The organism is Pseudoxanthomonas sp. UTMC 1351, from assembly GCF_040948865.1.
Lineage (GTDB): Bacteria > Pseudomonadota > Gammaproteobacteria > Xanthomonadales > Xanthomonadaceae > Pseudoxanthomonas_A.
This window is the reverse complement of sequence record NZ_JAVGJT010000006.1, coordinates 350,903-373,954: the sequence shown is the minus strand read 5'-3', so window position 1 is coordinate 373,954 and position 23,052 is coordinate 350,903. Positions and strand designations below refer to the sequence as shown.

The 23,052-nt window shown below is 62.5% G+C and carries 22 protein-coding genes and 1 pseudogene; 13 read left to right on the top strand and 10 right to left on the bottom strand.

Annotated elements, in window-relative coordinates; all coding sequences use genetic code 11:
- Positions 1-213 precede the first annotated feature (213 nt).
- The gene (sufT, locus tag AB6O04_RS05595) at positions 214-765 is read right to left on the bottom strand and encodes a putative Fe-S cluster assembly protein SufT (protein WP_368562833.1); all 552 of its coding nucleotides are present in this window, start codon (positions 763-765) and stop codon (positions 214-216) included.
- Between the two features lie 169 nt (positions 766-934).
- On the opposite strand from sufT, the gene AB6O04_RS05590 reads away from it, so the two are divergent.
- Entirely contained in the window at positions 935-1,351 is a 417-nt protein-coding gene (locus AB6O04_RS05590) for a hypothetical protein (RefSeq protein ID WP_368562832.1), read from the top strand.
- A gap of 38 nt (positions 1,352-1,389) precedes the next feature.
- On the opposite strand, the gene AB6O04_RS05585 is transcribed toward AB6O04_RS05590, so the two are convergent.
- Positions 1,390-2,841: a PLP-dependent aminotransferase family protein gene (locus AB6O04_RS05585; protein WP_368562831.1), complete on the bottom strand. Its 1,452-nt coding sequence runs from the start codon at positions 2,839-2,841 to the stop codon at positions 1,390-1,392.
- A gap of 114 nt (positions 2,842-2,955) precedes the next feature.
- Between AB6O04_RS05585 and AB6O04_RS05580 the strand changes: the two genes are divergently transcribed.
- Both AB6O04_RS05580 and AB6O04_RS05575 read left to right on the top strand, forming a co-directional pair.
- Positions 2,956-3,453, top strand: coding sequence for a hypothetical protein (locus tag AB6O04_RS05580; RefSeq protein ID WP_368562830.1), 498 nt, complete (start codon positions 2,956-2,958; stop codon positions 3,451-3,453).
- A gap of 109 nt (positions 3,454-3,562) precedes the next feature.
- Positions 3,563-4,063 carry a hypothetical protein gene (locus AB6O04_RS05575; RefSeq protein WP_368562829.1) on the top strand — a complete coding sequence of 167 codons (501 nt, stop codon included), beginning with the start codon at positions 3,563-3,565 and terminating at the stop codon, positions 4,061-4,063.
- 7 nt (positions 4,064-4,070) lie between these two features.
- On the opposite strand, the gene AB6O04_RS05570 is transcribed toward AB6O04_RS05575, so the two are convergent.
- Positions 4,071-4,862, bottom strand: a complete 792-nt coding sequence (locus tag AB6O04_RS05570) for a DUF1223 domain-containing protein (protein WP_368562828.1) — start codon at positions 4,860-4,862, stop codon at positions 4,071-4,073.
- A gap of 276 nt (positions 4,863-5,138) precedes the next feature.
- On the opposite strand from AB6O04_RS05570, the gene AB6O04_RS05565 reads away from it, so the two are divergent.
- The 3 genes from AB6O04_RS05565 (at position 5,139) to AB6O04_RS05555 (ending at position 9,867) form a co-directional block, all read left to right on the top strand.
- Positions 5,139-8,087 (top strand): TonB-dependent receptor plug domain-containing protein, encoded by a 2,949-nt coding sequence (locus AB6O04_RS05565; RefSeq protein ID WP_368562827.1) that lies wholly within the window; start codon positions 5,139-5,141, stop codon positions 8,085-8,087.
- A 333-nt stretch (positions 8,088-8,420) separates the two neighbouring features.
- Complete coding sequence (locus AB6O04_RS05560; RefSeq protein WP_368562826.1) at positions 8,421-9,245, top strand: helix-turn-helix domain-containing protein; 825 nt, start codon at positions 8,421-8,423, stop codon at positions 9,243-9,245.
- 163 nt (positions 9,246-9,408) lie between these two features.
- Complete coding sequence (locus tag AB6O04_RS05555; RefSeq protein WP_368562825.1) at positions 9,409-9,867, top strand: hypothetical protein; 459 nt, start codon at positions 9,409-9,411, stop codon at positions 9,865-9,867.
- A 282-nt stretch (positions 9,868-10,149) separates the two neighbouring features.
- Here AB6O04_RS05555 and AB6O04_RS05550 read toward each other — a convergent pair whose 3' ends face one another.
- Both AB6O04_RS05550 and AB6O04_RS05545 read right to left on the bottom strand, forming a co-directional pair.
- A complete protein-coding gene (locus AB6O04_RS05550; RefSeq protein ID WP_368562824.1) occupies positions 10,150-11,604 on the bottom strand; it encodes an NAD(P)(+) transhydrogenase (Re/Si-specific) subunit beta in 1,455 nt (484 codons plus the stop codon).
- Complete coding sequence (locus AB6O04_RS05545; RefSeq protein ID WP_337343189.1) at positions 11,604-11,912, bottom strand: NAD(P) transhydrogenase subunit alpha; 309 nt, start codon at positions 11,910-11,912, stop codon at positions 11,604-11,606. The genes AB6O04_RS05550 and AB6O04_RS05545 overlap by 1 nt, the downstream gene beginning before the upstream one ends.
- A 173-nt stretch (positions 11,913-12,085) precedes the next feature.
- Between AB6O04_RS05545 and AB6O04_RS05540 the strand changes: the two genes are divergently transcribed.
- Genes AB6O04_RS05540 through AB6O04_RS05525 form a run of 4 tightly spaced genes read left to right on the top strand, consistent with a single transcriptional unit; the run spans position 12,086 to position 13,856 of the window.
- Positions 12,086-12,418, top strand: a complete 333-nt coding sequence (locus AB6O04_RS05540) for a hypothetical protein (RefSeq protein WP_368562823.1) — start codon at positions 12,086-12,088, stop codon at positions 12,416-12,418.
- Positions 12,419-12,456: 38 nt separating this feature from the next.
- Positions 12,457-13,023 (top strand): RNA polymerase sigma factor, encoded by a 567-nt coding sequence (locus AB6O04_RS05535; RefSeq protein WP_368562822.1) that lies wholly within the window; start codon positions 12,457-12,459, stop codon positions 13,021-13,023.
- On the top strand, positions 13,020-13,412 hold the full coding sequence (locus AB6O04_RS05530) for a hypothetical protein (protein WP_368562821.1): 393 nt from the start codon (positions 13,020-13,022) through the stop codon (positions 13,410-13,412). The genes AB6O04_RS05535 and AB6O04_RS05530 overlap by 4 nt, the downstream gene beginning before the upstream one ends.
- 3 nt (positions 13,413-13,415) lie before the next feature.
- Entirely contained in the window at positions 13,416-13,856 is a 441-nt protein-coding gene (locus AB6O04_RS05525) for a DUF3106 domain-containing protein (RefSeq protein ID WP_368562820.1), read from the top strand.
- Between the two features lie 231 nt (positions 13,857-14,087).
- Here AB6O04_RS05525 and AB6O04_RS05520 read toward each other — a convergent pair whose 3' ends face one another.
- On the bottom strand, positions 14,088-15,179 hold the full coding sequence (locus AB6O04_RS05520; RefSeq protein ID WP_368562819.1) for an NAD(P) transhydrogenase subunit alpha: 1,092 nt from the start codon (positions 15,177-15,179) through the stop codon (positions 14,088-14,090).
- A 180-nt stretch (positions 15,180-15,359) separates the two neighbouring features.
- Positions 15,360-17,681 carry a DUF1631 domain-containing protein gene (locus AB6O04_RS05515; protein WP_368562818.1) on the bottom strand — a complete coding sequence of 774 codons (2,322 nt, stop codon included), beginning with the start codon at positions 17,679-17,681 and terminating at the stop codon, positions 15,360-15,362.
- A 154-nt stretch (positions 17,682-17,835) separates the two neighbouring features.
- Here AB6O04_RS05515 and AB6O04_RS05510 point away from each other — a divergent pair, with 154 nt between their 5' ends.
- The 3 genes from AB6O04_RS05510 (at position 17,836) to AB6O04_RS05500 (ending at position 20,044) form a co-directional block, all read left to right on the top strand.
- Positions 17,836-18,417, top strand: coding sequence for a nitroreductase (locus AB6O04_RS05510; RefSeq protein WP_368562817.1), 582 nt, complete (start codon positions 17,836-17,838; stop codon positions 18,415-18,417).
- On the top strand, positions 18,410-19,330 hold the full coding sequence (locus AB6O04_RS05505; RefSeq protein ID WP_368562816.1) for a 5'-3' exonuclease H3TH domain-containing protein: 921 nt from the start codon (positions 18,410-18,412) through the stop codon (positions 19,328-19,330). Before AB6O04_RS05510 ends, AB6O04_RS05505 begins: the two co-directional genes overlap by 8 nt.
- Positions 19,331-19,474: 144 nt before the next feature.
- Positions 19,475-20,044: an NUDIX hydrolase gene (locus AB6O04_RS05500; protein ID WP_368562815.1), complete on the top strand. Its 570-nt coding sequence runs from the start codon at positions 19,475-19,477 to the stop codon at positions 20,042-20,044.
- Between the two features lie 220 nt (positions 20,045-20,264).
- Here the strand turns inward: AB6O04_RS05500 and AB6O04_RS05495 are convergent, their stop codons facing one another.
- The 3 genes and pseudogenes from AB6O04_RS05495 to pip form a co-directional block, all read right to left on the bottom strand.
- Positions 20,265-21,161: a dienelactone hydrolase family protein gene (locus tag AB6O04_RS05495; protein WP_368562814.1), complete on the bottom strand. Its 897-nt coding sequence runs from the start codon at positions 21,159-21,161 to the stop codon at positions 20,265-20,267.
- A gap of 222 nt (positions 21,162-21,383) precedes the next feature.
- Positions 21,384-21,623, bottom strand: a pseudogene (locus AB6O04_RS05490) (alkylphosphonate utilization protein); the annotation flags it as partial.
- 65 nt (positions 21,624-21,688) lie between these two features.
- Positions 21,689-22,630 carry a prolyl aminopeptidase gene (pip, locus tag AB6O04_RS05485; protein WP_368562813.1) on the bottom strand — a complete coding sequence of 314 codons (942 nt, stop codon included), beginning with the start codon at positions 22,628-22,630 and terminating at the stop codon, positions 21,689-21,691.
- Between the last annotated feature and the right edge of the window lie 422 nt (positions 22,631-23,052).

The following is a 23,052-nucleotide window of genomic DNA, read 5'->3' as shown; positions in this document are numbered from 1 at the left end:
GAGCGACGTGAGTCGCGACGTTGATGTTTCCGGTCGCGACTCACGTCGCTCCCACAAGGAAACCCATCCGCGCTTTTGTAGAGCCGAGATTGTTTAAATCCCCTGGGGGACTCGGCTGCTTTTTACACCGGCCCATCGAACAGAAGCAGCGGAGCAAGCTCCGCTCTACGTTTCATCGACTCGACAGAAAATAATGAGATCGCAAACTAGCGATCAGAGCATCCCGGTTTCCAGCTTGGCGGCATCCGACATCATGTGCCGGCCCCACGGCGGATCGAATACGAGTTCGACGTCCGCTTCGGCGATGGTGGGAATCATCTCAAGTTTGCTGCGCACATCGTCGACCAGTATCTCGCCCATGCCGCAACCTGGCGCAGTCAAGGTCATCTTGACGTCGACCTCGCGCTGACCGTCTTCGCGGTGCCGCAGATTGGCCTCGTAGACCAAGCCCAGATCAACGATGTTGAACGGAATTTCCGGATCGAAGCATGTCCGCAACTGGCTCCAGACCAGCGCTTCGACTTCTTCATCGCTGGCATCGGCTGGCAGGCTGAGCGTCGCAGCCGCTTCCTTGCCGATGGCATCGGCATCTTGGCCAGCGATACGGAACAGGTTGCCTTCGACGAACACCGTATAGCTGCCACCCAGCGCCTGAGTGATGTAGCCGTAGCTGCCGGCTGGCAGCGTGACACTTTCACCCTGCGGCACCAGGACGGCGGGGCAATCGCGTTCGAATTGGACGGGTTCGCTGCTGCGGGAATACATGTCGATCAGATATGGGCGGATGGGGGCCGCGCAAGAGCGCTATTGTAGCCCGCCGCGGCGAAGCGCCGCTTTGGGCGAATCCGTGGCCGTGGACTGGGGTGTACGAACTGCTCTCACCCACCTTCCCTTCCACAACCCTTTATCCTTGGCGTCCCCACCCGGAGTCGCCATGCCCGCCCAAGCAGTACCCCGATCCTCCCGCTGGCTGGCGCCTTCCCTACTGTTGCTGGGCGGCCTCTCCTTCATATTCATCTGGATTCTGCTGGCGCTGTATCTCAACGGCCAAGCCGGTTGGATGGCATTGCTGGGTGCCGTGGACGTCGTGCTGATGCTGCGTTTCGGCGGTATGCCACATGGATTGGGACGCAGCGTTCTGGCCACGGCGGCGACGGCAGGCATGATCGTTTTGGCGAATTGGGGCATCGCCGCCACCCAGATCGGTTTCGCGATGGGGCTCAACCCCTGGGAATCGGCCGTCAAACTGGGACCTGCCTACGCGTGGACGCTGAGCCAATTAGCCAACAGCCCGTCCGATCTGGTCTGCATGGCCGCTGCGGTGATCATCGCAGCGTGGTTTTCGCGCTAGAGGCTTTTCAAAAGTCTTGCGCGCGCTACAAAGGCGCGTCAGCGGGAAAGCGTCTCCTGCACGCAACGCGCGAACAGATTCACCGCCTGCTCTATCTCGCCCACCGACATGCCGGCGTAGCCCATCAGCAGGCCGGCACGATCGGGCGGCCGTTGGTAGTACGGCGAGATGGAATACAGATCAAGGCCAAGCTCGCGTCCGTGGACAATCAGCGCCTCTCCCCGCGCAGCATCAAAATCCCGTAACCAAGCGACCAGGTGCATGCCGGCGCGTGAGTCGGCGATCTCGACCTGATCGCCCAGCGCATCGCGCAGCCCCTTCAGCAAGGCCGTGCGTCGCTCGCTCAAGGCCCGTCCTGCACGGCGCAGGTGGCGTTCGAATCCACCGTTCTCCATGAAATGCGCCAGTGCGCTCTGCTCGATGGCCGACGTGCCGAAGTCTTCCTGCCATTTGGCGGTGATGTAGTCCTCGCGCAGGCCCGGCGGCATCACCAGATAACCCAACCGCAAGGACGGGAACAACACCTTGGAGAAGGTGCCCACGTAGATGACGCGACCGCCGGTATCCAGCGAACGCAATGCGGCCAGTGGTTGCGCGTCGTAGCGGAATTCGCCGTCGTAGTCGTCTTCAAATACCCAGCAGCCGTGCCTGCGCGCGTAGTCCAGCAGTTCCAGCCGGCGGCTCAACGACATCACCACGCCGCTGGGGAATTGGTGCGACGGTGTCACGTAGAGCAGCCGCGGCGGCGGCTCCGGCAGATAGTCCAGCACCAGCCCCTGTGCATCCACGTCGATGGAGTGGACACGGGCACCGTGGATTTGCAGGACTTCGCGCATGGCGGTGTAGTGCGGCTCTTCCACCACCGCGGTATCGCCGATGTTCAACAGCACGCGGGCGGTCAGCGCCATGGCTTGCTGGGTCCCCGCCACGATCAGCACATCGGCCGGCGTTGTCTGCACGCCGCGCCGGCGTGCCAGGTAATCGCACACAGCCTCGCGCAGGGCTGGCAGGCCTTGTGTCATCGGATAGTTGGGCAGCGTGTAAGCGGCGGCATGCGCCAGTTCGCGTGCCCACGCGCTGGTCAGTGCGGGATTGGTGTATGGCACACCGTATTGGAAGGCGTAACGCATGCCGGGAGTGGCGCGTCCGGCCATGGCCGAATGGTTGTGGTATTTGCGGGCGCGGCGGGCGTATTCGGACTGTGGCGGCAACGAAGTCACTGAATCCGGCGCTGGCGCGTTCGCGGGCTGTACCGGCGGCGTAATGAAGCTGCCGGAGCCGACCCGCGCCGCGACAAAGCCTTCCGCGCGCAGTTGCTCATAGGCGGCCAGCACCGTGTTTCGGGACACACCCAGCTCACGCGCCAGAAGTCTCGTGGCAGGCAGCCGGGCACCACGCGCCACGGCGCCGGCGAACATCATTCCCTTCAGGGCGCGGGTCAGCTGCGCGTGCAGCGGCCCTTTTCCGTCCATTTGCAGGTGCATCAACATGCCTCGATTCCAATTGGCTCCATTCGAACCCAAGGAATTGGACCTTGATAGTGCCACTTTTCTGCTTCCTGATAGGGCCAATTCCCGGATCGACCCCAACCCAGGAGCACGCCGATGAACCTGACTGCCTCGTTTTACCGGCCCCATGCTGTCGCGGACCGCCCTGTCCCCTGGCTGCTGCTGGCCGCTGTCATCGCGACCGTCCTGGATCTGGGCTTCGCCGTGTTGTTCTGGGCAGCCGAGGGTGTGCCGGCGATCCGAGTTCTCCAGTCCATCGCCACTTGGCTGCTGGGGCGGGCCGCCTACGAAGGCGGCATCGCCACTGCCGCGCTGGGTAGCGTTCTTTACGTCGTCCTCATGTGGGCGCTGGCGGTGATCTATCGCGGGCTTTCGCGCTCTTTTCCGCGGCTGTTGCGTCAGCCGGTCCGATTCGGCCTGGCCTATGGCGCCTTGATGTACGGACTGGTGTTCCATATCGCCGTTCCTCTGTTTACGGCCGCTGGACCAGCATCGCAGCGCCCGGATTGGATCGCCGCCTGTGTCCTGGCCTACATGGTGCTGGTGGGGCTGCCTTGCGCGTGGGCGGCTCGCCGCGCGGCGGGTAGGGAGTGATCTGTACCCATTTGGCGCCCTTCGCGAGCGCCTGATTGGCCCTCGCGCGACACCCCGGATATGCGCTGAAATCGACCACCGCCCTGTCGGGCTTCCGGGAAAAATCATCATGAATGTTGCGGCTGGTCTCACCACTTCCGCCCGTCTTCCCCTGCGCTACGTCGCATTGGGAGGCATCGCGGCCGGCACGCTGGATCTGATCTACATCTGCAGTCTGTACGCATTCAAAGGCGTCAGCCCGGTGCGAATATTGCAGTCGATTGCCGCCGGATGGTTGGGACGCGACGCCGCTGTCGCTGGCGGATCGGCGACCGCACTGCTGGGATTTCTTTCCCACTTCGGTATTGCGTTGGTGATGGCGTACGTCTACTACGCCGTCAGCCGGCACTGGAAAATCCTGGTTGAACAACCGCTTCGCTATGGCGCGCTGTATGGACTGGTGCTGTACGCGGCCATGACCTACGTCGTGGTGCCGTTGTCCGCCGCCGGCGGATCGCAGTCGCCGCCTTGGCAGTGGATCAACCTGGCGCATATCGGCGCGCACGTGCTGCTGGTAGGTGTGCCCTGCGCATTGGCCGCACGCGTGGCGTCGAAAGCAACACGCCGGTAGCGGTTAGTCAGCCATCGGCCGGGCAGGCCGACAACGGCAACTCCAGGGACTGCAAACCAGCGCCCGTCAGCGAGGACTCGGCGAACAACACCAGTCCCAGCTGATCCTCCCCGGCCTGCGGTAGCGAAATGCTGGCCTCTCCTTCGAAACGGCTTTCCTGCATGCGCCAAGGTCCTTTCAACGTCCGGACCACGCGGTCGTGCCGCAAGGTCATGCCTTTGTTTTCACCTGCGGTCACCGTGCTACTGAGACCATCCTGATACAGCGCCAGCCATAGCAACGGTTGCAGACGGACGTGTTCGTTCTGGCGCAGCGTGGCACTGAACCGCACCAGCAAACCCGTGCCTTGCTGGCGATTGGCTTGGAGTGTCAGATCCACCGCTGGTGAATCCGCCAGTGATGAAAGACTGGAGGCCAAACGCCGAGGGTCGCGCCAGTCGACTTGTGTGTTGCGTCCCACCATCACTTGTGGCGTGTACACCACCCGCTTGCCGGCCAACGTCACCCGCGCCTCCTGCCGCTTGCCATGCAGCGGGGCAGCGAACCGGTCCGGCCAACCGATCTCGTCCCAATAGTCCACATGCAAGGCCAGCAGCGAAGGACGCGCCGACGCAGGTTGCTTGCTGAGTTCGGATAACCAGCGGTCGGCGGCAGGACACTCATTGCAACCTTCGGCGGTGTACAGCTCTACCAGCGGCACCAGGCGTTCGCCGCTCTTGCCCAGGCATTTCGCGCTTGCGGCATGTATCCCAAGCACACAGATCAATACGATCGCCGAACCGCTGAGCGTCTGCTTCATGGTGAATCCTCTCCGGCCGAACGGCTGTCGCTTTCGAACCTACTGCCCGTGGAATCGCGTTGTTGTGCATGCGCTGCGCGATCGCATGCCGATGTTCGCCATCTGCACGCGCGCATGCACGAGGCACGCGATTACTCAATTGGCGCATATCGGTTTCGTTGTATTCGCGCATCAAGAGCAGTTAAGAATTCGTAATTTGCAGTCATGCCCGTGCACGCCGCCCGCTGCGGCGAAAAGCAGCACGGACTTCTCACGAACCATGACTGGAGCCAACCCATGACACTGAAAACCTGCCGGCTGCGCGATGCGATTATTGCGGCGATCGCCGTCGGCACCACCCCGATCCTTTCTGCTTCCGCACAGGAAGCGGAGCCGGCCACCACCACGCTGGACCGCATCGAAGTCACTGGCACACGCATCCGGCAAGTCGATGTGGAAAGCGCCGCACCCGTGCTGACCATCAGCCGCGCGGATATCGAAAAGCAGGGATTCCAGTCGATCGCCGACATTCTGCAGAACATCTCCGCAGCCGGCGCGCCCGCGATCAGCCGCGCCATGCCGCTATCCGCTGGCGAAAACGTGGGCGGGCAGTTCATCAGCATGCGCAATCTGGGCACTACCCGTACCTTGATCCTGGTCAATGGCAAGCGTCTGGGCATCAGCACCAGTGGCCTGCAGGACGTGTCGCTGATCCCGACGACCGCGGTCGAACGCATCGAAGTGCTGAAAGACGGCGCCTCTTCGCTTTATGGCTCCGACGCCATTGCCGGCGTCATCAACATAATCACGCGTTCCAACTTCGAGGGCGCCACCGCGCAGGCTTACTACGGTCAGTACGATGAAGGCGACGGCGAAACCACGCGCGCCGACTTCATCATGGGCTTCACCGGTGACCGCGGTTCGCTGACCACGGCGGTGGAATACCGCAAGGAAGAGGAAGTAATGTCGGGCAATCGCGCCTTCAGCGCGTATCCGCAAGGTCAATGGCACCCGACTCGCGGTTGGACCACGGTCAGCCAGTGGGGCGTGATCAACCTGGGCAGCGGCGCCAGTCAGATCGGCCCTGGCGGCAACCGCGTGCTCAACACCGACGCCGACTGGCGCAGCCTGGCCAACTATCACGCGCAGGACGCGGTAACCGGCACCACTGCTGCGAACCCGAACGGAAGCACCGTCGACAAGAGCAACACCAACTTGCAAACTCATCTGCGCACACCGCTGGAAAGCCGTTCGCTATTCGTCGATGGCATCTTCGACATCAACGACAAGGTGCGCTTCCGCGGCAACATGCTGTACACATCGCGCGATGCCGAAAACGAAGTGGCGGGCTATCCGTTCCAGAGCGCCCCTTTTGGTACTCCCATGTCGGTGGACAGCTATTACAATCCGGTCGGCAGCCACCATGGCTTCGCCACACCGACAGCGGTCAACTTCTGGCGCCGCACTTGGGAAGTGCCACGCACCAACCTGTCCACCTCCACCACGTGGCGCTTCTCCGCCGCGCTGGACGGCAGCTTCAACGTAGGCGAACGCTTCTTCGATTGGGATGTCGGTTATCTGTACAACAACAACAAGATCACCCAGCAGAACTATGGCAACCTCAATATCGCGCGCGTAGCACAAGCCGTGGGTCCGTCGTTCCTCAATGCCGAAGGCGTGGTCCAGTGCGGGACGGCGGCTGTTCCCATCCCGCTGGCATCATGCACGCCATGGAATCCGTACATTCCTTTCGGCCGCTCGGGCGATGGCGGGCTGACCGGCAATCAGACGCTACAGGACTTCCTCTTCCAGTCGCTTAACTTCACCGGCGAAACTGAAACCGAAGTGTTCAGCGCCAACCTGAGCGGTTCGCTGTTCACGCTACCGGGCGGCGATCTGGGCTTTGCGGTCGGCGTGGAGAGTCGCAAGGAATCGGGTGAGTTCAATCCGGATGCCATGGCGGTCACTGGCAACTCCACCACGCTGGCGGGCGGCCCGACAAAAGGCGGCTACAGCGTGGATGAAATCTACGGCGAGTTGCTGATCCCGGTGCTGGCCGATGTTCCCGGTGCGCAGGAACTGAGCTTCAGCGTGGCGACTCGCTATTCCGACTACGACACCTTCGGCGATACGCTCAACAGCAAGTTCGGCTTCAAATGGAAACCAATCGAATCGCTGCTGGTGCGCGGCACCTTTGCCGACGGCTTTCGGGCGCCGACCATCAACGACCTGTATGGCGGCGGTTCGCAAACGTTCTCGTTCTTCACCGATCCCTGCGACACCTTGTTCGGTGCGTCGGCATCGAATGCAGCGGTGCGTGCACGCTGCGCACAGGACATCGTGAATGCCGATACGTACCGCCAGTTGGCGCAGGGTTTCAATCCGGCCGGCGCACCCAATGCGCAGACGCCGGTGGCGTTCTTCTCTGGTTCCAACGAGAACCTGATACCAGAGACCTCCGAGTCCAAGACGCTGGGTGTCGTATGGAGCCCCAACTTCATGGAAGGACTCAACGTCAGCCTGGACTGGTGGAAGATCCGCATCGACGACACCATCGTGCCGGACAGCCCCACCCAGATGCTCAACGATTGCTACATCCAGATGGATGCTTCGCGTTGCGTCGACTTCACACGCGACCCGGCGCTGGGCTTCGTCAACAACCTGACCTTCACCGGCATCAACGCCGGCTATCGTGAAGCGGAAGGCTACGACCTGGATCTGAGCTACCGTTTGAGAACCGATTTCGGCAACTTCAACATGGTGTGGCAGACCACCTACACCAGCAAGGACGAGATCAAGACCGATACCAACGCCGCCACGTTGCCGCAACAACTGGTGGGCTACGCCACATCGCCGGGTTTCATCGGCACATTCCGCATCCGCTCGAACGCCAACGTGACCTGGACCCAGGGCGCATGGAGCGCGACGTGGGGTGCGCGTTATTTCTCGTCGCAAAAAGAGACCTGCCTGTCGGCGACGCTGTTCCCGGAGGAATGCACCGACCCAGGGTTCATTGCCGGCAACCCCGCGCAGACCCGTCCACTCAACAAGACAGGTTCGATCACATTCAACGACATCGAAGTGCGTTGGACCGCACCATGGAACGCCACCATCTCCATTGGCGCTACCAACGCGTTCGACCGCGAAGGACCGCAGATGTACAGCGCGCCCAATGCCAACGTGCCGTACAACGGCCAGTTCGACATTGGTCGCTTTACTTATATGAAATACCAGCAGCGTTTTTGAGTGCGAGCAGCACCGAGTCTTTGGACTCGGCGCTTTCGTAGAGCGGAGCTTGCTCCGCTGCTCTTGAGACAGTGGCTTCCGGATAAATCCAGCGGAGCAAGCTCCGCTCTACGAAAAAGCCGCACTAAGCGGCTATTCACTATCGCTTGCCGTTGCGACGGCCTCGTTGCTACTGGCCCGATGCTACCGAAGCGCGATTGGCCCTCTCGCACCCGAATGAATTGGCACTAAAACCCGCGACATCGCAGCGATATGGTGGGGCCAATCAATCCTCGCCTACACGTGCTCATGCGCATCATCCGTCACACGCTTCGTTTCGGGGACCAGCTGGATTTGTCCCACCAGCCTCACGACAGCCTGCATCTCCTGCACGGTAGCGGGCGCGGCGTCCAGGCCGATGTTCCCGCTGGCTGGACGTCGGTCTGGTGGCCACTACGGGGCCAAGTATCGCTGGCGACGCCGGGTAGCGATTGGGAACTGGGATCGCGCGATTTGCAGGTCTGGCGCGAAGGTCCGTTGCGCTGCCGTTCTCGTGGCCCACAAGGCTGGTTGGGACTGGCCGGTACGGCTGCGGCATGGCCTTCCCATACCGCCACGCGCGCTGACGGGCTGTTTCCTTGGCAGGGACGCATTTGGCGCGACACCGCAGGCCTGCTCATGAAGCTCGCACGGCAGACGCCGTCGTCCGTCGCGTCGTACGCAGGCGATCAGGAAGCCTGGGTGACAGCGCTATCGGCCAGCCTGCTGGAACAGCAGCATTCACTGCACTCGCTTTTGTCGCGCTGCAATGGCCGGACGTTGGCACGCCGGCGGCAGACGCTGATGCGGCTGCTCCGCGTCCGCCATCAGATTCATTGCCATCCCGATGTCCGGCTGGACCTGGAGTGCTTGGCAAAAACCGCAAACTATTCCCCATGCCACCTGATCCGCGTCTATCGCGCGGTGTTCGGCGAAACACCTTCCGAATACGCGGCGCGTCGACGTGAGGAACAAGCCTGGCGCATGGTCAGCGATACGGCGCTGCCCATCTGCGAAATCACCGGCATGGTCGGCTTCGAAAGCCAGAGCGCGTTCTGCCGCGCGTTCAAGAACACCTTTGGCATCACGGCAAGCGAAGCGCGGCGTCAGCTTGCCGGGCGCGACGCGATCGCCGCCTGAGTTCTTCAGTACCGGGCACCGGGGCAACGCCTTCCCTCACAACGCATGCATCGCCGCCGATAGACGAATGAACCAGCGCGATATCCATTTTCCGCCCGCGCGGACATCGGGGTACCCCAACGCATCGGACCGCGCACCGGTGCGTATCGAAGGAGACAACGCGATGAAACACCTGACCCTATTGCCATTGCTACTGGCTTGCGTCACCGCCCCGGCGCTGGCGGGATCCTGCAAGGCGATCCACGCCGACTTGACTGAAGTCAGCTCGGCCGAAGGCTGCAATCCCGGCCTGGCATCATGTTTCCTGGGCGAAGTCGACGGCAACCACGGGCTACGCGGGACCACCCATTTCGCTGCCGACAGCGGTCGCGCGGGCCCACCCACTTCGCCAAGTTTCATTTCCTACAGCGGGCCGTTCGAATACCGCACGCAGAGCGGCACGCTGACGATGCGCGAAACCGGCGTTACCACCAACAACTCCGAAGGCGTGGTTACCGCTTATCAGGAAATCGTCCAGGGAACCGGCCTTTATGCCGGCGCCAGCGGCTACCTCTTCGTCAGCGGCCACAAAAGCGGCGGCATGATCACCACCTTCGTCAAAGGCGAGATCTGCTATCCCTGACCGTGTTGCGGCACGCCACGCACTCGCGGCTCCGAGCGTAGGCAAACGCTGCGCCGGCTAACGCTGGAATAGCGCTGTCATCCGATTGCTAGCGGACGCAGGCAGCGGAGCGCTTTCGTGTTGATCGCTGGGGACAATAACGCATCGTCATCCCGGCGTAGGCCGGGACCCAGCGCCTTACGATCCGGGTGGCAGTTGCTTTGACCGGCTGCGCTGTTGAAAAACTATTCAACAACCGAATGGCTGGTCATGACGCTTATCGTTACTTGAAGCAAAAAGGCCTTAATGCCCGCCGTCCAGCGCCTTCAGTTCGCTGACCAGCGCACTGGCCATCTCGGCGCCATCGCCATACAGCATGCGGGTGTTGTCGGCATAGAACAGCGCGTTTTCGATACCGGCAAAACCGGTGCCCTTGCCGCGCTTGATGACGATGGTGTTCTTGCTGTTGACCACGTCCAGGATGGGCATGCCGTAGATGGGGCTGGCCGGATCGGTCTTGGCGACCGGATTGACTACGTCGTTGGCGCCGATCACCAGCGAGACATCGGTGTTGGCGAATTCCGGGTTGATGTCATCCATGTCGGCGATAAGGTCGTAGGGCACGCCAGCTTCGGCCAGCAGCACATTCATATGGCCGGGCATGCGGCCGGCGACCGGATGAATCGCGAACTTCACCTTGACGCCGCGTTCGATCAGCCGCTGCGCCAGTTCCCATATCTTGTGCTGCGCTTGCGCCACCGCCATGCCGTAACCCGGCACGATGACCACGCGTTCGGCGAATGCCATCATCGCCGCGACGTCGCCGGCTTCGATGGGTTTCTGCGCGCCGGAGATTTCCTGCGCTTCGCCACCGCCCCCGAAGTTGGAGAACAACACGCCGCTGATGGGCCGGTTCATGGCCTTGGCCATCAGCCGCGTCAGCAGGATGCCCGCCGCACCGACCATCATGCCGGCGATGATCAACGCCTCGTTGCCCAGCACATAGCCTTCGAACGCCACCGCCAAACCAGTGAGCGCGTTGTACAGCGAGATCACCACCGGCATGTCGGCGCCGCCGATCGGCAGCGTCATCAGCACGCCCAGTGCCAGCGCCACCACGAAGAACGCGATGATGGCGATGGGATTCAACGTGACGGCCGCCCAGCCGCCGAGCACGGCCATCGCCACGAAGACCAGCAGATTGAAAATTTGCTGCCCCGGGAACGTCACCCGCCTGTCCAGCCGTCCGTCCAGCTTGGCCCACGCGATGACGGAGCCGGACAACGACACCGCGCCGATCGCCGAACCGATGACCGCCAGTGCCAGAGTGATCGCACCGGGCTGGCGCGCCGCCAGTTCGGCCAGCGCCGATTGGCTCCAATTGGTGGTATCGCGATTCATCAGGAACGAGAAGCGCAACAGTTCGACCGCACCGATAGCGGCCGCCGAACCACCGCCCATGCCGTTGTACAGCGCGACCATCTGCGGCATGTCGGTGATCGCCACCTGCTTGCCCGACACCCACGCCGCCGCGGTACCGATGGCGATGGCCGCTAGGATCAACGGAATATTGTGCAGGTCGGGCAGGAAGAACGTCGCCACCGTGGCGATCAGCATGCCCATGCCGGCCCAGCGGATACCGCTGCGCGCCGTCATCGGTGATGCCATCCGCTGCAGGCCCAGCAGGAACAACGTGGCAGCCACCAGGTAGCTGGTCTTTACCGCAAGCGAAAGCATTTCCGTGAGCGTCCAGTCCATCACTTGGCTCCCTGCTTGCCGGCAGGCTTCTTGGAGCTCTTGAACATCTCCAGCATGCGTTCGGTTACCACGTAACCGCCGGCGGCGTTACCCGCGCCCAGCAGTACCGCGACGAAACCGATGGCCTTCTCCAGCGTGGTATCCGCATGGCCCAGCACCACCATGGCGCCGATCAGCACGATGCCGTGGATGAAGTTGGAGCCCGACATCAGCGGGGTATGCAGGATGACCGGCACCCGGGAAATGATCACGTGGCCGGCGATCGCCGCCAGCATGAAGATGTACAAGGCCACGAACCCGTCGCTCATCCACTCTCTCCGTCAGTTGTCTGCCGCTATGCAGGTGCCGGGACCAAGTATCCACGACGCGCTCCGCATCATAACCGCACCTGAACTCCTTGGGACTCATGCGGCCTCCGGTCAACGGACCACGCCGCGGAACGTTTCCCTTCCCGCACCCCACACCATCCGAGGACCGCGCCATGAATCGTCACCGCACGCTGGGTTTGGCCGCACTGTTGTTCGGCACCATCGGCACCGCGACCGCAGGCGACTACGGCGATCGTGTCGACCGCCGCCTGGACCGCAAAGGCGACCGCATCGAACACCGTCTGGATGCCAAGGGCGACCGGATTGAGCAGCGTTACGACCGTCGCACCGATTGGGCCGACCGGCATGGCTACCACCATGCCGCCGATCATCTGGACGCCCGAGGCGATCGTATCGACCGCCGCCTGGACCACCAGGGCGAACGCGTCGAAGCCCGGTGGGATCGCCGGGGTGATCGCTTCGACCGCCGCTGGGATCGCCGCTAAGGCCTGCTGACGCTGTCGGACAAGCCAGGCCCTAATCTATGTTGATGAGCACCGATGCCAACCGGGAATTCCAATCGCCAGCTCCGCCGCGCGCACCCGTTACGCTGGAAGCGTTTCTGGCGGATATCGGCACCCGCGCCTTTCGCTTCGCCGAAGCAGGTTTGCGTAGCCGCGATGACGCCCTGGATGCCGTGCAGGACGCCATGATGAAGATGCTCGTCTATCGCGAACGGCCGCCTGGCGAATGGACGCCGTTGTTCTGGAGCATCCTGCGGCGCAAGATCGTCGATGTGCAGCGCCGCCACAATTTTCGTCTGCGCTGGCTGTTGCCTGCGGGAGATCGCAATGAGGACAGCCTGGTCGACTGGGCTGATCCTGCCGTCGGTCCCTCGCAGTCGCATGATCAGCAGGAGGCATATACGCGGCTGGTGAAAGCGCTGCGCGGCCTGCCGGCCCGCCAGCGCGAAGCGTTCACCCTACGCGTGCTGGAAGAACTGGATGTGGCCGACACGGCCAAGGCGATGGGTTGTTCGGAAGGCTCGGTCAAGACTCACCTCTCCCGCGCCCGCGATGCATTACAGAAACAGTTGGAGGATTTGCGATGAAACCCGCGGACGATTCCCAGAACCGCTTCGACCAGCAGGCCAGGCTATGGCACAACGCCGCTCTGAAGGAGTTGTCGCCGGCGATGCTCGCGCGCCTGCGTGCCGCACGCCACGCCGCACAGGCAGACGCACGTCCTCCGCGAGGCCTACACGGCTATGGACGCTGGATTGCCGCCACTGCCTTCACCGCGGTGTTGGCGGTGGGAATAGGCGTGCGTTTACTACCCTGGGGCGAAAACCCGCTTCCCGGCGAAATGCCGGCAGCACCGGTGGCCAGCAATGGCGATGCCAGCACTAATGAATACAGCACTACCAATGTGCTGGACGAAGATCCCGACTTGTACCTGTGGCTGGCCTCGGCTGACGCACCGCCGCTGGCAATGGAGTAACCGATGAAAACTTTTCTGACCCATCTACTTGGATGGTCGTTGTTGGTGGCCGGATCGGCGCTGGCGCAAGATCCGGCGCCTGCTTCATTGCCCGAGTGGGACAAGCTGACGCCGCAGCAACGCGAGACGTTGATCGCCCCCGTCCGTGACCGGTGGAATAGCGAGCCGCAGACGCGCGAACGCATGATGGGACGCGCGCAGCGCTGGAAGACGATGACACCCGAGCAACGCGCCCAGGCGCGCCACGGCATGAAGCGGTTTGAACGGATGAATCCCCAACAGCGCGAACAGGCGCGCGCGTTATATGAGCACATGCTGGACCTGACGCCGGAACAGCGTAAGCAACTGCATGATCAATGGAAGCAAATGACGCCGGAGCAACGCCGTGCCTGGCTGGAGAAGAACCCGCCGAAAGGCGCAGTCCCGCGGCAGCGCGATAAATAACAACATCGGTAGGAGCGGCGTCTCGCCGCGAGCTCTTTCCGTCAGATCGCGACAAAGGCGAAACGCTCTTCAACAGCGAAGCTGGTCAAAGCTCGCGCCGGGACGGCGCTCCTACAAAACAGGACCGAGGGCCCACCTTGTGGGAGCGACGTAAGTCGCGACGTTGATGTTTCCGGTCGCGACTTACGTCGCTCCCACAGGTGGCGCCGATGGCTTTTGCGCTTGCTTCGATTAACCCGACACACGCTCCGGCCAAACCGTCTTGGCCAGCAACTCATCGTTCCAGTCGAACTGCAGCGATCCCTCTTTGACGAACAGCGCAACGAAGTTGAAGACGTTGCGCGCATACATCTCGCTCGCATGCACGGCGCCCATGCTGGCCAGATTCAAGGGACCGGACACAGTCACTCCACCCAGTTCGACGGATTCGCCTGGCTGGGTCGCCTCGCAATTGCCGCCTGTTTCCGCAGCCAAATCCACGATCACGCTGCCCGGCTTCATGCCCTGAACCATGGCGGTGGAGATGATCTTCGGCGCGGGGCGTCCTGGAACCGCGGCAGTGCAGACGATCACGTCGACGCCTTTCACGTGTTCGGCCAATTTGCGTTGCTGTTCGGCGCGTTCCTCATCGGTCAACTGGCGCGCGTAACCGCCCTCGCCTGCGGCGCTGACGCCCAAGTCCAGGAACTTGCCGCCCAGCGATTCGATCTGTTCGCGCGTTTCCGGACGCACGTCGAAACCTTCCACCTGCGCACCCAACCGCTTGGCAGTGGCGATGGCCTGCAATCCGGCCACGCCGGCACCGACGATCAACACTTTGGAAGGGCGGATCGTGCCCGCAGCAGTGGTCAACATCGGAAAGAAACGCGGCGCCAACTGCGCGGCAATCAATACCGCTTTGTAGCCGGCCATGCCCGCCTGGGAGCTGAGCACGTCCATGGCTTGTGCTCGCGTGGTGCGCGGCAAGCGCTCCAGCGGGAACGCCAGAATGCCCCGCGCCTGCAGCGCTTCCCCGCGCGCAACATCGGCTTGCGGTTGCAGCGTGCCCACCAATGTGGCGCCCTGCTTCAAACCACCGATCGCGGCGGCATCGGGCGGCTGGACGCAAAGCACCAGATCCGCGTCCGCGCGATCAGCGGTGGCGGCCAGTTGCGCGCCTGCGTCCACATAGGCCTGGTCGGTAAATCCGGCAGACAGTCCAGCACCGCTTTCGACACTGACCCGCGCGCCCGCGGCGATGAGTTTCTTGACCGTTTCCGGCGTGGCGGCCACGCGGCGTTCGCCCGTTGCCGATTCCTTCAGTACCCGTACTTCGACCGCCATGCACGCCTCGTCATCGGACTTCCGTCCGCCGATGCTAACAAAGCGCGAGGCTTATCGGAGAACGCCAGAGGGTGTTACGGCGTTTCAGAGAGTGCGACGTCACCACCGGCAGGCAAGCGATGCGTTAGCCAGTGCAGCTTTAAACCCGGTACAGCGCTGAACCAGTGTGGTCTCTAGGCCTTAGACCGGCGCGACCGTCTTGTTTGGCTCCAGCCGATCGATGACGCCCTGCATGGCTGCGTCGAAAGCGTCTTCGGCCTGATGGGTGCGCAGCCGGCCCATCCGCACCATGGCCGCCAGTTCTTCCGGCGAGGCGACGCAGAAGCGCACGCCACGCCGGTTGACGAACAACAGGCGCGAGGAGATGGGGCTGACCCACGAGAGTTTGCCCGCCTGCACCTTGTTGTCTTTGTCGATGAAATCCAGCCAGGTGCCGATCTCCAGCTTGCGGAAGTGATCCGCATCGGAATGATCGAAATCCAGCGTGTCGATACCGCCTACCAACTGGATGCCCGCCGAATCCTCTTCGGCCGCGGGTTTGGGCAGGATGACCTGCGGCAACTCGGGCAGGGGTTTTTCCAGGTCCGGGCGCGAAGCAGCCACCGCCTGCAAGGTGTCATGCAACGCGTCCACAGCGCCGCTGGCCGCATCGGCATTCATGCCGACGCTGGCGAATACATGCTGCAGCGCCGGACGCCAGGCCTGCAGCCATGGCTTGCCGATAATCTGGCGTTGCGCCTCGGCCAGCTCTTCCAGAACGCCATCAGCGAGCGCCATCGCTTCGCGTAGTCCATCGCCCTCCTCGCCTTCGCGCAGCAGCGTCATGGTGACGTGGTGCGCCCACGGCTGGCGCAGGAAATCCGCGATGGCTTGCGGTATGTGGCGATTTTCGAGCCGGACGTCCAATTCGGCCGTCATGCGGATTCGCGCGGCTTCCAAGCGCTCCTGACCGCGCTGGATTTCAGCGGCGCGGCGCTCGGCGATTTCGATACGACGGCGATGTTGCTCGAGGAATGAGCGGAACTCTTCTTCCAGGGTCAGGAAGATGGCGAGGTTCTCGTTGAACTCGGCCACCAGCCGGTCCACCACTTCCTCGACTTTGGTCAACAACGTGCGTTCGGCAGCGCTTTCGCCGTTGTTGCCCTCGACGGCTTCGGCCAGCACATTGAGCAGGCGCCGCGCCGGATGGGTCTTCTGCACGAACATGCGGCGGTCCAGCAATGCCACTTTGACGAAGGGCACGACCAGGCGCCCGATCAACTCGCGTGGCCGGCCTTCCAAGGCGCGCTCGTCCAGCATCACGTCGAACAGCATGCCGACCAGATCGATGGCGTCTTCGTCCACCGGGGCCAAACGCGCCGTCGACGGGTCGACCCCGAGCTGCATCGCGCTGCTTAGCACTTCGCTTTTCAAACGCTGCGCCAGCGACTCGCCGGTATCGCCGATCGCGGCGCGCAATGTGGCGCTGGGAGTGGCCTGCAGCAATGAAAGCACCGACAGCATCTCGCGCTGGGAGAGATCGCGCTGGGCGTGCTGTTGGTTCACCTGCTGGTGCGCGGTCTGCTGTTGAGCGGCTTGTTGTTCCCGGCCAGTACGCGATTCCTGCAGCAGATGGTGGAGCGCCTCGAGCAGGACGCCCTGAGCCCCTGGACCGGCTGCGTATCCTGGCGGCCCATCGAATTCCTGCTGCTCCGCGCGGTGTCCGGTTGAAGCCTGGATGGCGCGATTGACACCCGCCATGCGGTTGACGAAGCGCGCGGCCCAGGCGGGCGCATTGGCCGTTTCCTCGGGACCGAGTTCTTCTTCCTGCGGTAACGGCTTGGGCTGCGGGTCCCGCTTTCGCGCCGTTTGGATCTCGGGCATCACGCCAGCCTGTGCCAACCGCTGGTCCAGGGTTTCATAGATTCGGCCCAGCGCCGGCACCAAGTCGCGTTCGCAAAGCTTGATCACCACCAGCCTGACTTCCAAAGTCAGGTCGCAGGTAGCGAAAGCCTCATGAATGGCGACACCAATATGTTCCGACCCGATAGGGTTGTAGTCGCTATCCAGCGGCAGATTGCCGGCGATGCAGCCCAGGCGGCGGTCCAGTCGGCTCAATACAGGTTTCCACTCGCGCATCACCACGCTGGCGAGGTTGCGAGCGGCCAGGCGGGATTCCAGCTCCTGGTCCGACACCAGGCTCAGGGCATCCTGGTGATCCTGCGCGAAGGCCTGCTCTACCGACAGCGGTTCGCCAGCTTCCATGGAGCGCCAGGCTTTGACCAGGTGGCCACGAAAACGGGCGGTGATCTCTTCGCGGCGGCGGCGCAATTCACGCATCGCGTCCAGGAAGGCCATCTGCGAGGGGCCCGCGCGCTCGGCGCGGTCGAACAAGGCGTCGTCGAACCGGCCCAACACCACGGCGAACGTATCCACCAACGGCGGTAGCGCCATTTGTTTGGCCTGATCCAACAGACGCGGATCACGCCCGGGGCGTTCAGCGGTAGAGAAGGCGTTCGGCATGCACAAGGATCCCCGCCTCGGCAGGCGATAGATTTTCCAGGGGGCGCGGCGAGGGAATCCGCAAGCACATCGTAGGGAATCCGGTGTGTAGGCAACCGTGACCTGCTCTGCACTTTGACGCCGTGCAACACGATTGACAAGTTAAACTTGGTCGATGGCTGCCCAATCCCCCCTGCAAATGCTCGATGCCCGCCGTTCCGTCCCCTCCAAGCAGCTAGGCGAGCCCGGGCCGGACAATCCCGCTTTGATGCGCATGCTGGAGTCGGCGGTCCGGGTGCCCGACCACGGCAAGCTGGTGCCGTTCCGCTTCATCCGTATCGCAGGCGATGCCCGTCTCGCCTTGGGCGAAAAGCTGGTGGAGCGCACTTTGCAGCTCGATCCGCAGGCACCGGACGCGGTTGTCGAAAAGGATCGCCAGCGCTTCTCGTATGCGCCGACCGTCATCGCCGTGGTCGCCAGGCTGACGCCCGATCACAAGGTGCCGGAGCAGGAACAACTCCTGAGTGCCGGCAGCGTCTGTTTCGCGCTGCTGCAGGCGGCGCAGGCGTGCGGTTTCGGCGCGCAATGGCTGACCGGCTGGATGGCCTACGACGAAGTAATCGCAGACGTCTTGGGACTTGAAGCGCACGAAAAGATCGTCGGCTTCATCCATATCGGCACGCCCCGCCTGGAAGCGCCGGAACGCGACCGCCCCGACGCCGCCGCCCTGCTGAGCGATTGGCAACCACATGACTGACATCGTAGTGAAGCCGGCGCTCTACCTGGTCGACGCCAGCCTTTATGTTTTCCGCGCCTGGCACTCGATGCCCGACGAATTCCAGGACGCCGACGGTTGGCCGACCAATGCGGTGCACGGCTTCGCCCGTTTCCTGCTGGAGCTGCTGGAGAAAGAACGCCCGCAACACATCGCCATCGCTTTCGACGAGGCTTTGGACAGCTGCTTCCGCAACCGGATCTACCCGGCCTACAAAGCCAACCGCGACCCCGCGCCGGAAGAGCTGCGCCGCCAGTTCACCCACTGCAAGGCGCTGTGCGCTGCGCTGGGGCTGAATGTGCTCGCCCATGCCGAATACGAAGCCGATGACCTGATCGGCAGCGCCCTGCATGCCATGCGGCCGCGCGGCTTTCGCGGTGTCATCGTTTCGGCCGACAAGGATCTGTCGCAGTTGCTGATGGAAGCGGACGAGCAATGGGATTTCGCGCGCGGCATCCGTTGGGGCATGAGCGGTGTCAAGGCACGGCACGGCGTGGAAGCACGGCAGATCGCAGACTATCTGGCGCTCAGCGGCGACGCCGTGGACAACATTCCCGGCATCACCGGCATTGGCGCGAAGTCGGCGGCAATCCTGTTGGCGCATTTCGACACCCTGGATGCTTTGCTGGCGCGTATCGATGAAGTTCCGTTTCTACGCTTGCGGGGCGCCGCGACATTGGCGTTGCGACTGCGCGAACAACGGGAACATGCCCTGCTGTGGCGACAGCTCACGACCATCGCACTGGACGCGCCGTTCGAGCCGGTGGAGCCGGACTTCGTCCGCGTCAGCGCCGACGCCGGATTGCTCACCGCGCTGTCGGATGCCCTGCGCTTCGGTCCCATGACCCGCCGCCGGCTGCGCACCGCCGCGGGCCTGGAAGAGGCGTTCGCGTAGGCTTCGAGCTCTTGTAGGAGCGCCGTCCCGGCGCGAGCTCTTCGCTTTTATCGCGATCTGACGGGAAGAGCTCGCGCCGGGACGGCGCTCCTACACGTATCTGGTGCCTACAATTCGTAACGCTTACCCGCTAGCATCGGAACCATGAACGACGACGCACCTCATTCAAATAAAACCGCGGCGCCGCGCATCGCCTACGAAGGCAAGTATCTGCGCATGGTGGAACGTGGCACTTGGGAATATTCCGAACGCACTCACGCTGGCGGACTGGCCGCGATCATCATCGCAGTCACGCCAGAAGACAAAGTGTTGTTCGTGGAGCAGTTCCGCGTTCCCCTGCAGGCCAACACCATCGAGATGCCAGCGGGGCTGGTAGGCGATATCCATGCCGAAGAATCCATCGAGCTATCCGCCATCCGCGAGCTGGAAGAGGAAACCGGCTGGACTGCCGAGCATGCGCAGGTGCTACTGATCGGGCCCACTTCGTCCGGCAGTAGCAACGAAAAAGTCGCTTTCGTTCGCGCCACTGGACTGACCAAGGTAGGCGAAGGCGGCGGCGACGGCGACGAAAACATCACCGTCCACGAAGTGCCGCGCACCAACGCGGCCGCGTGGCTGGTTAAGAAGATGGCCGAGGGTTATCAATTGGACGCCAAATTGTGGGCCGGTTTGTGGATGATCGACCACGAGTTGGATGGCACGCCGCGTACCTGATTGCGTCGCTGCGCGGTGCTTCTTTCGTAGAGCGGAGCTTGCTCCGCTGCTCTTCGCGCAGTATTCCGTAGCCAATCAGCCGAGCAAGCTCGGCTCTACAAGAAAGCGCTTTAAGCGGCTATTCGCTTTCGTCTGCCGTTGTGACGGCCTCATTCCACTGACCCGTTGCTATCACGGGGCGCAGCGCAGCTCTGCGTGAAGCGGCCAGAGCCGCTCCGGACTATTCAAGATGCTTTTTGAAGAACGCAATCGTTCGCTGCCACGACAACTCGGCGGCCGCCTTGTCGTAGCGAGGCGTGGTGTCGTTGTGGAAGCCGTGGTTGACGCCCGGATAAACGTGAGCGGTGTAATCGACACCCGCTTGCTTCAGTGCCTGCTCGTAGCCTGGCCAACCATCGTTGACGCGCGTGTCCAGCTCCGCAAACTGCAACAGCAGCGGCGCCTTGATGCGCGCGGCCTCTTCTGCCGTAGGCGGGCCGCCGTAGTACGGCACACCGGCGTCGACCAGATCAGGCAAGCGCGAGGCCAATACGCCGGTCAGCCAGCCGCCGAAGCAGAAACCGACCACGCCCAATTTGCCATTGCTGTCGGGCAAGTCGTGGGCGAAGCATACGGCGGCCACGAAGTCGCGGACGATCTTCTCGCGGTCCAGCCTGGCCTGCAGCTCCCTGCCCTTGTCATCGTTGCCGGGATAACCACCCACCGGGTACAGCGCATCCGGGGCGAAAGCAATGAAGCCTTGCGCGGCCAACCGTCTAGCCACGTCCTCGATATAAGGATTGAGGCCTCGGTTCTCGTGTATCACCAGCACCACCGGCCGCTTGCCTTCCATGTCTTTCGGCTGGGCCAGCAATCCACGGCCTTCGCCGCTTCCCTCCGGCGACGGAAACTTGCGGTACTCGGACACGATGCGCGGATCGTTGGCGAGCACCTGTTCCGCCAGCGCGTATTGCGGGTTGAGCAAATCGAGCAGCGTTACCGCAGTCAGCCCACCCACCGCGAACTTGGCCGCCCGGCTCAGAAAGGCTCGCCGGTCTATCTGACCGTGGACGTAGTAATCGTAGAGATCCAGCAGCTCCTGATCGAATTCGTGCGCCTGCTTGCGTGACTCAGACATGGTCAATCTCCGGATGTATGTACGACTCTTCCACAACCAGAAGAGCCTGGGAGTGAAGGTGAAGTCGCCCGCTTCGCGGGCTGCGAATAGCAAAGAAAACCCTCCCTTTCTTTACCCTTAAAAGACGGCGCAGCCGTCGACTTCACTCTTTACGTTTACTACACAGCGTACTGGAGCAACGAAATGCCGCACGGCCATTTGACACACAAGCCTGGAATCTGCTCAGGCCTTTTTCAAAAACTCGGTCTTCAGCACCAGGCCCTTGACCTTCTCCGCATTGCACTCGATTTCGCCTTCGTCATCGGTCAAGCGGATGTTCTTGACCAACGTGCCGCGCTTGAGCGTCACCGACGTGCCTTTCACTTTCAGATCCTTGATCAAGGTGACGGAATCCCCATCGTGCAACTGGGTCCCATTGCTGTCCTTGACCACCCGCGTTTCTTCGTCTGACATTTCCTCTCCCGTAGGGTGGGCCCTGGCCCACCGCGCTAGTGAAAACTAAACAACCCGATCTTACGGAAGTGCGCTCAGGCGAACGCATCCGTCGCGCGAACCAGCGCATCGATATTTTCCACCTCGAATGCGGAATGGCCGGATGTCGGTGTGATCTCCAATTTAGCCTTCGGCCACGCTTTGTGCAGCTCCCACGCGTTGGCAACCGGGCACACCACATCGTAGCGGCCATGCACGATCACGCCCGGAATGTCAGCGATGCGGTTGGCATCGCGCAGCAGCTGATCTTCGACTTCAAAGAAGCCGCCGTTGACGAAGTAATGGTTCTCTATGCGGGCGAAAGCCAGCGCGAATTCCTCATCTTCGTGGCCGCTGACAAAATCCTGATCCACATGCAGGAAGCTGGTCGCGCCTTCCCAGACGCTCCAAGCGCGCGCAGCGGCCAAGCGGGTTTCCGCATCAGCGGAAGTCAAACGGCGGTGAAAGGCCGAGATCAGGTCGTGCCGCTCCACCGGCGGAATCGCGGCGAGATAGTGCTCCCAAGCGTCGGGAAACAACCGTGAGGCACCTTCCTGATAGAACCACTCCAGCTCCCAACGGCGCAACATGAAAATGCCTCGCAGCACCAACTCGGTCGCCCGCTCCGGATGGGCCTGCGCATACGCCAACGCCAGCGTCGATCCCCAACTGCCTCCGAACACCTGCCACTGGGCGATGCCCAGCTTTTCTCGCAACTTTTCGATATCAGCCACCAGGTCCCAGGTGGTATTGCCCGTCAGATCGGCATGCGGCCTGGAACGCCCTGCGCCGCGCTGATCGAATAGCACGATGCGGTACTTGGATGGGTCATGGAAACGTCGCATCTTGGGGCTGCAACCCGCACCGGGGCCGCCGTGCAGCAACACCACCGGCTTGCCGTCCGGATTGCCGCACTGCTCGTAATAGAGCGTATGCCGATCATCGACCTTTAGCGTTCCGATGTCGAAAGGTTCAATGTCTGGATAGAGCGTGCGCATAGGGAATTCCCGGCAGGACAGGCGCCTAGTTTAGCCGACCTGATCGCCGTGGTTCCTTGCTCGCCCGGAGTGTTGCCCGGAGCATCGCCGTGCCAGATAGGGACGCTTCTACGTGGATGCTGGTGCGGTGTAGCCGCTAACTGTTTCCTTGTAGGAGCGACGTGAGTCGCGATGCAACTTTCCATGAAAGCCTCTTCGCGACTCACGTCGCTCTTACAAACAACGAGAATGAACTACTGCATCCAACACACCGGCAAAGTATGCGGATAACCAAGTGGGGCAACCCTTGGGCCAGGCGCTGATGAACGCGGTCAAGGTCACCGGCCGCAACAATCGCCAGGCGTTATCTGATCGTGCAGGGTTTCAACGAACGCGCGGCCACCGCCGCGTTCGCGCGCCAACCTGGATATATTGGGAGCCTC

Excerpts from the sequence above, each read along its gene's own strand:
- AB6O04_RS05550 (WP_368562824.1), bottom strand. The coding sequence starts at position 11,604 with ATGGACTGGACGCTCACGGAAATGCTTTCGCTTGCGGTAAAGACCAGC.
- AB6O04_RS05590 (WP_368562832.1), top strand. The coding sequence starts at position 935 with ATGCCCGCCCAAGCAGTACCCCGATCCTCCCGCTGGCTGGCGCCTTCC.
- AB6O04_RS05545 (WP_337343189.1), bottom strand. The coding sequence starts at position 11,912 with ATGAGCGACGGGTTCGTGGCCTTGTACATCTTCATGCTGGCGGCGATC.
- AB6O04_RS05505 (WP_368562816.1), top strand. The coding sequence starts at position 18,410 with ATGACTGACATCGTAGTGAAGCCGGCGCTCTACCTGGTCGACGCCAGC.
- AB6O04_RS05495 (WP_368562814.1), bottom strand. The coding sequence starts at position 21,161 with ATGTCTGAGTCACGCAAGCAGGCGCACGAATTCGATCAGGAGCTGCTG.
- AB6O04_RS05585 (WP_368562831.1), bottom strand. The coding sequence starts at position 2,841 with ATGTTGATGCACCTGCAAATGGACGGAAAAGGGCCGCTGCACGCGCAG.
- pip (WP_368562813.1), bottom strand. The coding sequence starts at position 22,630 with ATGCGCACGCTCTATCCAGACATTGAACCTTTCGACATCGGAACGCTA.
- sufT (WP_368562833.1), bottom strand. The coding sequence starts at position 765 with ATGTATTCCCGCAGCAGCGAACCCGTCCAATTCGAACGCGATTGCCCC.
- AB6O04_RS05555 (WP_368562825.1), top strand. The coding sequence starts at position 9,409 with ATGAAACACCTGACCCTATTGCCATTGCTACTGGCTTGCGTCACCGCC.
- AB6O04_RS05565 (WP_368562827.1), top strand. The coding sequence starts at position 5,139 with ATGACACTGAAAACCTGCCGGCTGCGCGATGCGATTATTGCGGCGATC.
- AB6O04_RS05515 (WP_368562818.1), bottom strand. The coding sequence starts at position 17,681 with ATGCCGAACGCCTTCTCTACCGCTGAACGCCCCGGGCGTGATCCGCGT.
- AB6O04_RS05530 (WP_368562821.1), top strand. The coding sequence starts at position 13,020 with ATGAAACCCGCGGACGATTCCCAGAACCGCTTCGACCAGCAGGCCAGG.
- AB6O04_RS05500 (WP_368562815.1), top strand. The coding sequence starts at position 19,475 with ATGAACGACGACGCACCTCATTCAAATAAAACCGCGGCGCCGCGCATC.
- AB6O04_RS05540 (WP_368562823.1), top strand. The coding sequence starts at position 12,086 with ATGAATCGTCACCGCACGCTGGGTTTGGCCGCACTGTTGTTCGGCACC.
- AB6O04_RS05575 (WP_368562829.1), top strand. The coding sequence starts at position 3,563 with ATGAATGTTGCGGCTGGTCTCACCACTTCCGCCCGTCTTCCCCTGCGC.
- AB6O04_RS05525 (WP_368562820.1), top strand. The coding sequence starts at position 13,416 with ATGAAAACTTTTCTGACCCATCTACTTGGATGGTCGTTGTTGGTGGCC.
- AB6O04_RS05570 (WP_368562828.1), bottom strand. The coding sequence starts at position 4,862 with ATGAAGCAGACGCTCAGCGGTTCGGCGATCGTATTGATCTGTGTGCTT.
- AB6O04_RS05535 (WP_368562822.1), top strand. The coding sequence starts at position 12,457 with ATGTTGATGAGCACCGATGCCAACCGGGAATTCCAATCGCCAGCTCCG.
- AB6O04_RS05580 (WP_368562830.1), top strand. The coding sequence starts at position 2,956 with ATGAACCTGACTGCCTCGTTTTACCGGCCCCATGCTGTCGCGGACCGC.
- AB6O04_RS05510 (WP_368562817.1), top strand. The coding sequence starts at position 17,836 with ATGGCTGCCCAATCCCCCCTGCAAATGCTCGATGCCCGCCGTTCCGTC.
- AB6O04_RS05520 (WP_368562819.1), bottom strand. The coding sequence starts at position 15,179 with ATGGCGGTCGAAGTACGGGTACTGAAGGAATCGGCAACGGGCGAACGC.